Source organism: Streptococcus sp. TATVAM-FAB8 (assembly GCF_046592795.1).
GTDB lineage: Bacteria > Bacillota > Bacilli > Lactobacillales > Streptococcaceae > Streptococcus > Streptococcus ruminicola.
In genome coordinates this window covers 1-12,315 of the sequence record NZ_JAWVPQ010000002.1, presented here as the reverse complement: position 1 = coordinate 12,315, position 12,315 = coordinate 1, and the positions used below count along the sequence as shown (strand labels likewise).

At 35.9% G+C, this 12,315-nt stretch carries 11 protein-coding genes; all 11 read left to right on the top strand.

Going from position 1 to position 12,315, the window contains the following annotated elements; genetic code table 11:
• Positions 1-38 precede the first annotated feature (38 nt).
• The gene (ychF, locus tag SFC32_RS01795; RefSeq protein ID WP_024344481.1) at positions 39-1,154 is read left to right on the top strand and encodes a redox-regulated ATPase YchF; all 1,116 of its coding nucleotides are present in this window, start codon (positions 39-41) and stop codon (positions 1,152-1,154) included.
• A 74-nt stretch (positions 1,155-1,228) separates the two neighbouring features.
• Positions 1,229-1,798, top strand: a complete 570-nt coding sequence (gene pth / locus SFC32_RS01790; RefSeq protein WP_021143396.1) for an aminoacyl-tRNA hydrolase — start codon at positions 1,229-1,231, stop codon at positions 1,796-1,798.
• Positions 1,799-1,802: 4 nt separating this feature from the next.
• A complete protein-coding gene (gene mfd, locus SFC32_RS01785) occupies positions 1,803-5,300 on the top strand; it encodes a transcription-repair coupling factor (RefSeq protein WP_411049827.1) in 3,498 nt (1,165 codons plus the stop codon).
• Between the two features lie 98 nt (positions 5,301-5,398).
• On the top strand, positions 5,399-5,953 hold the full coding sequence (locus SFC32_RS01780) for a helix-turn-helix domain-containing protein (protein ID WP_411049828.1): 555 nt from the start codon (positions 5,399-5,401) through the stop codon (positions 5,951-5,953).
• 137 nt (positions 5,954-6,090) lie between these two features.
• Positions 6,091-6,363 carry an RNA-binding S4 domain-containing protein gene (locus tag SFC32_RS01775; RefSeq protein ID WP_006531199.1) on the top strand — a complete coding sequence of 91 codons (273 nt, stop codon included), beginning with the start codon at positions 6,091-6,093 and terminating at the stop codon, positions 6,361-6,363.
• Positions 6,350-6,721, top strand: coding sequence for an FtsB family cell division protein (locus SFC32_RS01770; RefSeq protein ID WP_006531200.1), 372 nt, complete (start codon positions 6,350-6,352; stop codon positions 6,719-6,721). Before SFC32_RS01775 ends, SFC32_RS01770 begins: the two co-directional genes overlap by 14 nt.
• 1 nt (position 6,722) lies before the next feature.
• Positions 6,723-6,845: an SP_0009 family protein gene (locus tag SFC32_RS01765; RefSeq protein WP_020915958.1), complete on the top strand. Its 123-nt coding sequence runs from the start codon at positions 6,723-6,725 to the stop codon at positions 6,843-6,845.
• Positions 6,846-6,857: 12 nt separating this feature from the next.
• Positions 6,858-8,144 (top strand): serine hydrolase, encoded by a 1,287-nt coding sequence (locus tag SFC32_RS01760; protein WP_411049829.1) that lies wholly within the window; start codon positions 6,858-6,860, stop codon positions 8,142-8,144.
• A gap of 10 nt (positions 8,145-8,154) precedes the next feature.
• Complete coding sequence (tilS, locus tag SFC32_RS01755; RefSeq protein WP_411049830.1) at positions 8,155-9,420, top strand: tRNA lysidine(34) synthetase TilS; 1,266 nt, start codon at positions 8,155-8,157, stop codon at positions 9,418-9,420.
• A 4-nt stretch (positions 9,421-9,424) separates the two neighbouring features.
• The gene (gene hpt / locus SFC32_RS01750; protein ID WP_074561122.1) at positions 9,425-9,967 is read left to right on the top strand and encodes a hypoxanthine phosphoribosyltransferase; all 543 of its coding nucleotides are present in this window, start codon (positions 9,425-9,427) and stop codon (positions 9,965-9,967) included.
• A 20-nt stretch (positions 9,968-9,987) separates the two neighbouring features.
• Positions 9,988-11,961, top strand: coding sequence for an ATP-dependent zinc metalloprotease FtsH (gene ftsH, locus SFC32_RS01745; protein ID WP_278007471.1), 1,974 nt, complete (start codon positions 9,988-9,990; stop codon positions 11,959-11,961).
• The last annotated feature ends 354 nt before the right edge of the window (positions 11,962-12,315 follow it).

The window sequence follows — 12,315 nt, the reverse complement described above, 5'->3', positions numbered from 1 at the left end:
AGTTGTGATTGAATAAATTTAACGGAGACTAATAAAATATGGCTTTAACAGCAGGTATTGTTGGTTTACCAAACGTCGGAAAATCAACTCTTTTTAATGCGATTACTAAAGCAGGTGCGGAAGCTGCTAACTATCCTTTCGCGACAATCGATCCTAACGTTGGTATGGTAGAAGTTCCTGATGAACGCCTACAAAAATTGACTGAGCTTATCACCCCTAAAAAAACAGTTCCAACAACATTTGAATTTACTGATATTGCAGGTATCGTAAAAGGGGCTTCTCGTGGTGAAGGTCTTGGTAACAAATTCCTTGCTAACATCCGTGAAGTTGATGCGATTGTTCACGTTGTTCGTGCTTTTGATGACGAAAATGTTATGCGTGAACAAGGGCGTGAAGATGCCTTTGTTGACCCACTTGCTGACATCGATACTATTAACTTGGAATTGATTCTTGCTGACTTGGAATCTGTTAACAAACGTTATGCGCGTGTCGAAAAAGTAGCACGTACACAAAAAGACAAAGATTCTGTTGCAGAATTTAACGTTCTTCAAAAAATCAAACCAGTACTTGAAGATGGTAAATCAGCTCGTACAATTGAATTTACAGAAGATGAACAAAAAATTGTTAAACAATTGTTCCTTTTGACAACAAAACCAGTTCTTTACGTAGCAAACGTCGATGAAGATAAAGTTGCTAATCCAGATGATATCGAATATGTGAAACAAATTCGTGAATTTGCAGCAACTGAAAATGCTGAAGTTGTTGTTATCTCAGCACGTGCAGAAGAAGAAATCTCTGAACTTGACGATGAAGATAAAGAATTCTTCCTTGAAGATCTTGGTTTGAAAGAATCTGGTGTCGACCGTTTGACTCGTGCTGCTTACCACTTGCTTGGTCTTGGAACTTATTTCACTGCAGGTGAAAAAGAAGTTCGTGCATGGACATTTAAACGTGGTATCAAAGCACCTCAAGCAGCTGGTATCATTCACTCTGACTTCGAACGTGGATTCATCCGTGCAATTACAATGTCTTATGATGATTTAATCAAATACGGTTCAGAAAAAGCTGTCAAAGAAGCAGGTCGTCTTCGTGAAGAAGGGAAAGATTATGTGGTTCAAGATGGTGACATCATGGAATTCCGCTTTAACGTCTAAGCTAATTAATAATTGAAAATCAATGAGGTTGGAAAAATTTTTTCCAGCCCTTTTGACATTTGAAAGGAAAAATAATGGTAAAAATGATTGTTGGTCTGGGAAATCCAGGCAGTAAATATCACGAAACACGCCACAATATCGGATTTATGGCAATTGATCGTCTAGCTAAAGATTTGAATGTGACTTTTTCGGAAGACAAAAACTTCAAAGCAGAAGTTGGCTCTGCCTTTATCAATGGTGAAAAAGTGTACTTGGTCAAACCAACTACATTTATGAATAATTCAGGAATTGCGGTACATGCTTTGCTGACTTATTATAATATTGCCATTGAAGATTTTATGGTGATTTATGATGACCTAGATATGGAAGTCGGGCGTATTCGTCTTCGTCAAAAAGGATCAGCTGGTGGTCATAATGGTATCAAGTCAATTATTGCACACACAGGGACACAAGCGTTTGACCGTATTAAAGTTGGGATTGGACGTCCTAAACAAGGTCGTTCAGTTGTTGACCATGTGCTTGGAAAATTTGACAAGGATGACTACATCACAGTCACTAACACACTAGAAAAAGTTAATGATGCTGTTCAATTTTATTTACAGGAAGCTGATTTTGTAAAAACAATGCAAAAATTTAATGGGTAAATCTATGAATATTATCGATTTATTTAGCCAAAATAAGCTAATCCAAAGTTGGCATGCAGGCGTGTCTAATCTTGGTAGACAGCTTATTATGGGCTTGTCAGGAGCAAGTAGAGCTCTTGCTATAGCTTCAGCTTATCAAGCTAATGAAGAAAAAGTAGTGATTATCACCTCAACTCAAAATGAAGTTGAAAAATTGGCTAGTGATTTATCTAGTTTGATTGGTGAGGATAAGGTTTATACGTTTTTTGCGGATGATGTTGCTGCTGCAGAATTCATTTTTGCTTCGATGGATAAAGCTCATTCTCGCTTAGAAGCTTTGAATTTTTTACAAGATAAAAAACAATCAGGTATCTTGATTACGAGTCTAGTTGGTGCTCGTGTTTTGTTGCCAAATCCTAAAACTTACTCAGAAAGTCAATTGAATTTTCTTGTCGGAGAGGATTACAACCTTGACAAGGTTGTAAAGGTCTTGTCAAACGTTGGTTACCAAAAAGTTTCTCAGGTTTTGAATCCTGGCGAGTTTAGCCGACGTGGTGATATTGTCGATATCTATGAGATTACAGCAGATTATCCGTACCGCTTGGAATTCTTTGGTGATGAAGTTGATGGTATTCGTCAATTTGATGCACAGACTCAAAAATCTCTTAGTAATGTTGAACAAGTAACGATTTATCCAGCAGATGAGTTGATTTTGTCAGAAGATGACTTTGCTAGAGCTAGTCAAGCTTTTGAGAGGTATCTTGAAACTGCAAAGGATGACCAACAAGCTTATTTGAGTGAACTTTACGCAGCTACACAAGAGCAGTATAGACATCAAGATATTAGACGTTTTTTGTCTCTCTTTTATGCTAAAGAGTGGACACTTCTCGATTATATTCCAAAAGGGACACCAGTCTTCTTTGATGATTTTCAAAAGTTGGTTGACCGCAATGCTAAGTTTGATTTAGAGGTTGCTAATCTATTGACAGAAGATTTACAGCGTGGTAAAGCTGTGTCAAGTTTGGTTTACTTTGCTGATATTTATAAGGAATTACGTCAATACCAACCAGCAACCTTCTTTTCAAACTTCCATAAAGGATTGGGAAATCTGAAATTTGATAAATTACACAATTTCACCCAATACCCGATGCAAGAATTCTTTAATCAATTTCCACTTTTGATTGATGAGATTAATCGTTATCAAAAATCAAAAGCCACTATTTTAGTTCAATCAGATACGCAGCATGGTTTAGAACGTCTGCAAGAGAACCTGCAAGAATATGGTTTGGATTTGCCGATAGTTGGTGCAAATGATTTACAAGAACATCAAGCTCAATTAGTAGTTGGCAATTTATCAAATGGTTTTTACTTTGCTGACGATAAAATTGTTTTAATCACTGAGCACGAAATTTATCATAAAAAAGTCAAACGTCGTATTCGTCGTTCAAATATCAGCAATGCAGAACGTTTGAAAGATTACAATGAGCTTTCTAAGGGTGATTATGTGGTTCACCATGTTCACGGAATTGGTCAATTTTTAGGGATTGAAACTATTGAAATTCATGGGGTACACCGTGACTATTTGACCATTCAATACCAAGGTTCTTCAACGATCTCTCTTCCTGTAGAACAAATTGAAAGTCTATCAAAATATGTTTCTGCAGATGGTAAAGAACCAAAAATCAATAAATTAAACGATGGACGTTTCCAAAAAACGAAACAAAAAGTTTCTAAACAAGTTGAAGATATTGCTGATGATTTGTTGAAACTATATGCGGAACGCAGTCAATTGAAAGGTTTTGCCTTCTCACCAGATGATGATTTACAAAAAGAGTTTGATGACGACTTTGCTTACGTAGAGACAGAAGACCAACTTCGTTCCATTAAAGAAATCAAACACGATATGGAAGAAGAAAAACCAATGGACCGACTTTTGGTTGGTGATGTTGGTTTTGGTAAAACAGAGGTTGCCATGCGTGCCGCCTTTAAGGCTGTTAAAGACCACAAACAAGTAGCCGTTCTGGTGCCGACTACTGTGCTTGCTCAGCAACACTTTACAAATTTCTCAGAGCGTTTTGAGAATTATCCTGTAGCGGTTGATGTACTTAGTCGTTTCCAAAGTAAAAAAGAGCAGACAGCCACTTTGGAAAAATTGAAAAAAGGTCAAGTTGATATTATTATCGGAACTCACCGATTGTTATCAAAAGATGTAGAGTTTGCAGATTTGGGCTTGATTATTATCGATGAAGAGCAACGTTTTGGCGTTAAACACAAGGAAAAATTAAAAGAGCTTAAGACTAAAGTTGATGTTTTAACCTTAACAGCAACTCCAATTCCTCGTACACTTCACATGTCTATGCTTGGTATCCGTGATTTATCTGTGATTGAAACACCACCGACAAATCGTTACCCTGTTCAGACTTATGTCTTGGAAACTAATCCTGGATTGATTCGCGAAGCCATTATTCGTGAAATTGATCGTGGTGGTCAAGTTTTCTACGTTTACAATCGCGTTGACACGATTGATCAAAAGGTTTCTGAGTTACAAGAATTGGTGCCTGAAGCAAGTATTGGATTTGTTCATGGTCAAATGAGTGAAATTCAGCTTGAAAACACCTTGATGGACTTTATTGAAGGTGTTTACGATGTTCTCGTTGCCACAACGATTATTGAGACAGGTGTTGATATTTCTAACGTCAATACCTTGTTCATTGAAAATGCTGACCACATGGGCTTGTCAACCTTGTATCAACTTCGTGGTCGTGTTGGTCGTTCTAATCGTATTGCCTATGCTTATCTCATGTATCGCCCAGATAAGATTTTGACCGAAGTCTCTGAAAAACGCTTAGATGCCATCAAAGGATTTACAGAGCTTGGTTCTGGATTTAAAATTGCCATGCGTGACTTATCTATTCGTGGTGCAGGAAATATTTTGGGTGCTTCACAGAGCGGTTTTATTGATTCTGTCGGTTTTGAGATGTATTCTCAATTATTAGAAGAAGCGATTGCTAAGAAACAAGGTAAATCTCAGGCACGTCGTAAGAGTAATGCTGAGATTAATCTACAAATTGATGCTTATCTACCAAGTGAGTACATTGATGACGAGCGTCAAAAAATTGAGATTTACAAACGTATTCGTGAAATTGAGAGTCTTAAAGATTACCAAAGTTTACAAGATGAATTGATTGACCGTTTTGGAGAATACCCAGATCAGGTCGCTTATCTTCTTGAAATTGGTTTGGTGAAATCATACATGGACAATGCTTTTACAGAACTTGTTGAACGTAAAGATAATAATCTTTTGGTGCGTTTTGAAAAAGCTTCGCTACAACATTATTTGACTCAAGATTATTTTGAGGCTCTTTCTAAGACAGATTTGAAAGCTCGAATCGGTGAAAACCAAGGTAGAATTGAAATTACCTTTAATGTTAGAGGTAAAAAGGACTATGAAATTTTAGAAGAACTCCAAAAATTTGGTAGCATGCTAGCTGAGATTAAAGCCAGAAAAGCTAAAGAAGACTAAATGTCAAAGCCTTTTGACAGTAGAAAGCTAGTTTAGCAAAGAGATTTTATGGTAAACTTTTTGGTAAAATTTAGACTGGTATTGTCAAGGAGGTCAAAATGGAACTTGAACGCAGATTAGCTGAATTGAGAAAAGAAAAAAATGTCTCTCAAGAAGAGCTAGCAGAAAAACTTTATGTTTCACGTCAAACAATTTCTAATTGGGAGAGAGGCAAGACTTACCCAGATATCAATTCACTTTTGTTGATGGCTAATTATTTTGATGTTTCCTTAGATCATCTAATTAAAGGAGATGTTGATATTATGAAACATCAGGTAGACCAGTCGCAATTTAAGAAATGGCTTATCCTTGGAGGAATTTCTTGGTTTATTTTTTCAGTTGTGTTTGGAACACGTTATTTATTTGATAAAGGGCAAGTAGTTGCCATTTTGACTTTATTAGTAATGCCAGTTGCTTATTCTCTTTTTCAAATATTATATATTGTAAAAAATCGCGAACTTCAGACTTATGCAGATATTCTCAATTTTTTTAATCCAGAGAAAAAGGTTAAGATAAACTTTTTTAGAGAGGTGTGTTTTGTTTTTAGTTTGTTAACTGTCACTTGGCTTATTTTCTTTGTTGGAGTTGTCGTTTCTACCCTAGTTTTTTATTAAAACACCGTCTATCTAACTTTAGTAGAACTAAGAGAGCGTAAGCTCTCTTTTTATTACATTATCTTAACAAACAGCTTGAAAACATCTATTTTCTGAAAAAAAGTGATAAAATAGAAAAGATTGCGAGGTAGAATATTATGAGATTAGATAAATATTTAAAAGTATCCCGTATTATAAAACGCCGTCCAGTTGCTAAAGAAGTAGCTGATAAAGGGCGTATTAAAGTAAATGGTATCTTAGCTAAATCATCAACTGATTTAAAAATTAACGACGAAGTTGAAATTCGTTTTGGAAATAAATTACTGACAGTGCGCGTTTTGGAAATGAAAGATAGCACCAAAAAAGAAGACGCCACTAAGATGTATGAAATTATTAATGAAACAAGGATAGAAGCGGATGGAGAAGCCTAATATCGTTCAATTGAACAATCAATACATCAATGATGAAAACACCAAAAAACGTTACATGGAAGAAGAAAATCGTAAACGTAATCGTTTTATGGGATGGATTTTGATTGTTGTTATGTTGTTGTTTATTTTGCCAACTTACAACCTAGTTAAAAGTTACCAAACATTACAAGAGCGTAAAGATAAAGTTGTGTCACTTCAGAAAACTTACGACAATCTTGTTGTAGAAACAGACGCTGAAAAAGTTTTGGCAAATCGCTTAAAAGACGAGAACTATGTTGAAAAGTATGCTCGTGCAAAATATTATTTATCACGTTCAGGCGAAACGGTTTACCCATTGCCAAATCTATTACCAAAATAATATGGAAAATTTAATCGAAACTATTGAAAAATTTTTAGCTTATTCTGATGAAAAGCTAGAAGAATTGGCTGAAGAAAATCAAAAATTACGAGAAGAAAATCATCAATCAACTAAAAAAGAATGAAAGGAGGAGCCAATGAAAAAACTATTCGCAGTGATGCTAATACCATTTTTCTTGACTTCTCTTTCTGTTGTTAGTACCGAAAAAAATGTTGATTTAAGTAATGCAGCAAAATACCAATTGACAGCTGGTGTGGCAGCATCGACAACTTACTTTGATGCTGTGCCATCAAATCCAGTCCTTGCTAAAACTAGCGAGGTTTATAAAGATAGTAATCTAACAGTTGTTTCTAGAACGATTGCCGCTAATAGTCAATTGGATATTGTTAGCATTCTGATTAACGATAACTCTCAACCTGTTTTTGAGTTATCAGATGGTAACTATATTGAAGCTAGCCACCAGTTGATTTACGATGATGTTATTCTTAGCCAAGAGTCACTGTCAGAAAACTACTGGCTAAAGGATGGTTTTCAAGTTTATCAATCACCATATGTAGTTGGAACACAAGAAGTGAAGACAGATTTAAACGCTTATTCAGCAGTTACTGTTTCACAAAAAGCGACAACTCATCATGGAACTTATTATAAAGTTGATGGTAAAGGATGGATTAGCGAAGAAGCTTTGTCTGATACTGATAACCGTATGGAAAAAGTTCAGCAGGTTCTCAATCAGAAGTACAATAAAGGTAACTATTCCATCTACGTTAAACAACTGTCAACCCAAGAAACAGCAGGGATTAATCCTGATACAACAATGTATGCAGCTAGTGTTGCCAAATTAGCGACACTGTATTACGTTGAAGAAAAAATTCAGGATGGCAGTGTTAAGATGGATGATAAACTAAAATACACTGCTGATGTGAATACTTTTGCTAAAGCTTATAATCCAAGCGGTAGCGGAAAAATTAGCAAAACTGCTGATGACAAAGATTACAGTGTTGAAGATTTATTAAAAGCTGTATGTCAGAACTCTGATAACGTTGCGACAAATATTTTAGGTTATTATGTCGCTAAACAATACGGTGAACATTTCACTTCAGATATTAGTGCTATAACTAATACAAATTTCGATATGAAGTCACGTGAAATGTCATCTAAAACTGCCGCTGATTTAATGGAAGCTATCTATCAGCAAAATGGAGATATTATCTCATATCTATCATCAACAGCATTTGATAATGCACGTATCTCTAAAGATATTAATGTTCAGGTAGCTCACAAAATCGGTGATGCTTATGATTACAGACACGATGTTGCTATCGTTTATGCTAATCAACCTTTTATTTTGTCAATTTTTACAGATAAAGCTTCTTACGACGATATTTCAAATATCGCTAATGACGTTTACAATATTTTAAAATAAGTGATGTCTTATGTATGATAAATTAGTAAAAGAAATTCAAAAAAAGGCTTATTTTGCCAAACATAAAAAAGTTTTAATAGCTGTATCAGGTGGAGTAGATTCTATGAATCTGCTACACTTTTTGTATATATACCGAAAAAAACTCGGAGTAGATATTGCCATTGCTCACGTGAATCATAAACAACGTCTTGAGTCAGACACTGAAGAAGCTTATTTGCGAGAATGGGCAAAAGAGCACCAAATTCCGATTTATGTAGCCTACTTTTCTGGGGCTTTTTCGGAAACAGCTGCGCGTGATTTTCGTTACAAGTTTTTTAAAGAGTTGATGGCTGAGCATTCTTATACAGCGCTTGTAACAGCACATCATGCCGATGACCAAGCTGAGACGATTTTTATGCGACTGTTACGTGGCAGTCGTTTACGCCATTTATCAGGAATGCAAACCGTGAATGCATTTGGTGATGGTGAATTGATTCGACCATTTTTGGCATATTCTAAAAAAGAGTTACCTGATATCTTCCACTTTGAGGATGATACCAATCGCTCTTTAGATTTTTTGAGAAATCGTATTAGGAATCGTTATTTTCCAATTTTAGAGGAAGAAAATCCTAAATTTAAACAAGCCCTTCGTCATCTTGGAAATGAAAGTCAGCAACTTTTCCAAGCTTTTCAGGATTTAACAAAGGATATTGATCCAACAAATTGTTCTCAATTTCTAGCTCAGACTCCTGCAGTTCAAGCCCTTCTTTTTCAAAATTACCTTGAAAACTTTCCTGAATTGCAAGTGTCTCATGGACAGTTTGAGGAAATGTTGCATCTTTTAAGAAATAAATCTAATGCTAACTATCATGTGAAATCAGATTACTGGCTAGTTAAAGATTATGAAACATTTCAAGTGAAAAAAATCAGCCCTAAGACCGATGGGGAAATAGCTCAAAAGATGCTAGAATATAACAGTATAGTCAATTATGGTCAGTTTCAATTTCAATTTGTTAGCAAAGATAAGGAAGGCATAGCTGTTTACAGTTTAAATCCTATTCTTTTAAGAAAAAGACAGGAAGGTGACCGCATTGATTTTGGAGATTTTTCGAAAAAATTGCGTAGGCTTTTTATCGATGAGAAAATTCCAAGTCAAGAACGTGCCAATGCCATTATCGGCGAGCAGGATGGAAAAATTATTTTTGTCCAGGTTGCTGATAAAACTTATTTGAGAAAACCCTCTAAACATGATATAATGGAGGGCAAATTGTATATTGAAAAAATTAGAAATAGGTGATGTCATGCTTGAACAAGATATTGAAAAAGTGTTGTATTCTGAAGAGGAGATTATTGCCAAAACCAAAGAATTAGGCGCACAACTTACAAAAGACTATGAAGGTAAAAATCCTCTATTAATTGGTGTTTTGAAAGGTTCTGTACCTTTTATGGCAGAATTGATTAAACATATCGACACACATGTCGAAATTGATTTTATGGTTGTCTCTAGCTACCACGGCGGAGTAAAAAGCAGTGGTGAAGTAAAAATCCTTAAAGACGTTGATACGAACATTGAAGGTCGTGATGTTGTCTTTATCGAAGATATTATCGATACAGGTCGTACTCTAAAATACCTTCGTGATATGTTCAAATACCGTAAAGCAAATTCAGTAAAAATCGCAACCCTTTTTGATAAACCAGAAGGTCGTGTTGTTGACATCGAAGCAGACTATGTCTGCTACGATGTTCCAAACGAATTTATTGTAGGGTTTGGTCTTGACTATGCTGAACGTTACCGTAATTTACCATATGTTGGCGTTTTGAAAGAAGAAATCTATTCAAATTAGTAGAAAGTCGTTAGTTATATATGAAAAATAACAAAAATAATGGCTTTGTTAAAAATTCCTTTATTTATATTCTTGTTATTATTGCGGCAATTACCGCATTTCAATACTATTTGAGAGGAACAAGTACACAAAGCCAGCAAATTAATTACTCGACTTTGGTTAAACAAATTAAAGCGGGTGATATTAAATCGATTACTTACCAGCCAAACGGTAGCATTATTGAAGTAAGTGGTAAGTATTCGAAACCTAAAAAGACAAAATCAAGTGCCTCTCTTCCTTTCTTAGAAGGAAATAACTCAACATCAGTTACTGAGTTTACATCAATTATTTTACCAAGTGATTCTTCTATTGATACACTTACTAAAGCAGCTCAAAAAGCTGACGTTGATGTAAACATTAAGCAAGAAAGTTCAAGCGGAGCTTGGCTATCTTTGGCACTAACTTATCTTCCACTTATTCTAGTGATTGCCTTCTTCTTCATGATGATGAATCAAGGTGGTAATGGTGCACGTGGTGCGATGAGTTTTGGTAAGAATCGTGCTAAGTCACAAAATAAAGGTGATGTTAAAGTAAGATTCTCAGATGTTGCTGGAGCAGAGGAAGAAAAACAAGAACTTGTTGAAGTTGTTGATTTCTTGAAAAATCCTAAGAAATATAAAGCACTCGGTGCTCGTATTCCAGCCGGAGTCCTTCTTGAAGGACCTCCAGGAACAGGTAAAACATTACTTGCGAAAGCTGTCGCTGGTGAAGCTGGCGTCCCATTCTTCTCAATTTCAGGTTCTGATTTTGTTGAAATGTTTGTGGGTGTCGGTGCGAGTCGTGTTCGATCACTCTTTGAAGATGCTAAGAAAGCTGAACGTGCGATTATCTTTATCGATGAAATCGATGCTGTTGGTCGCAGACGTGGTGCTGGTATGGGTGGCGGAAATGATGAACGTGAACAAACTCTTAACCAACTCCTTATTGAAATGGATGGTTTTGAAGGAAATGAAAACATCATTGTTATTGCCGCAACTAACCGTAGCGATGTCCTAGACCCTGCTCTTTTGCGTCCAGGGCGTTTTGACCGTAAGATTCTTGTAGGAAGTCCAGACGTTAAAGGACGTGAAGCTATTCTTCGAGTACATGCTAAAAACAAACCATTGGCAGAAGATGTTAACTTAAAAGTTGTTGCACAACAAACCCCTGGATTTGTCGGTGCTGATCTTGAAAATGTCTTGAATGAAGCTGCCTTGGTTGCTGCACGTCGTAATAAAACTAAAATTGATGCTTCAGATATTGATGAGGCCGAAGATAGAGTTATTGCAGGTCCTTCTAAGAAAGACCGTACTATTTCACAACGTGAACGCGAAATGGTTGCTTACCATGAAGCTGGACACACAATTGTTGGTTTAGTGCTTTCAAGTGCTCGAGTTGTCCATAAAGTTACAATTGTCCCTCGTGGACGTGCTGGTGGATACATGATTGCTCTTCCAAAAGAAGATCAAATGTTACACTCTAAGTCTGATCTTAAAGAACAATTAGCTGGTTTGATGGGTGGACGTGTTGCAGAAGAAATTATTTTTAATGCTCAAACAACTGGTGCATCAAATGACTTTGAACAAGCAACTCAATTGGCTCGTGCCATGGTAACCGAATATGGTATGAGTGAAAAACTAGGCCCAGTCCAATATGAGGGTAATCATGCTATTATGGCAGGTCAAGTTTCACCAGAAAAATCATACTCACCTCAAACAGCACAAATGATTGATGATGAAGTTCGCGCACTTCTAAATGAAGCACGTAATAAAGCGGCTGATATTATTAATAATAATCGTGAAACTCATAAACTTATTGCTGAAGCACTTCTTAAATATGAAACACTTGATGCTGCACAAATTAAATCTATCTATGAAACAGGTAAAGTTCCTGAAGAATTAGAAAACGATACAGAAGAAGCACACGCTCTTTCATATGATGAAGTCAAAGAAAAAATGGATGATTCTGAAGAATAATCTACATAATAGGTAGAAAACAGTCAGAAAAGACAAAAGAAGGCTCGTAGAGCCTTCTTTTTTTATCTCCCAATAGAAAAGTAGTGCTCAAATAATATGCTTAAAAACGGGCTTATTAGCTGCTAATATGAAGGTGGCTAGAATAAATCAAAAAAAGCTAAAAAACATGTTGACAGAGGAAATGAAGTTTAGTATACTAAATAAGCTGTTGTTTGAGGCAGCAAACATTTCAAAAGGCTTTGAAAAAAAGTTCAAAAAACTTCTTGACAAAGCGTTGAAGAAATGATAAACTAATATAGCTGTTGTTCGAGAGAGCGACGGTAACAAATTTGAAAAGAGCTTGAAAATTTCTTA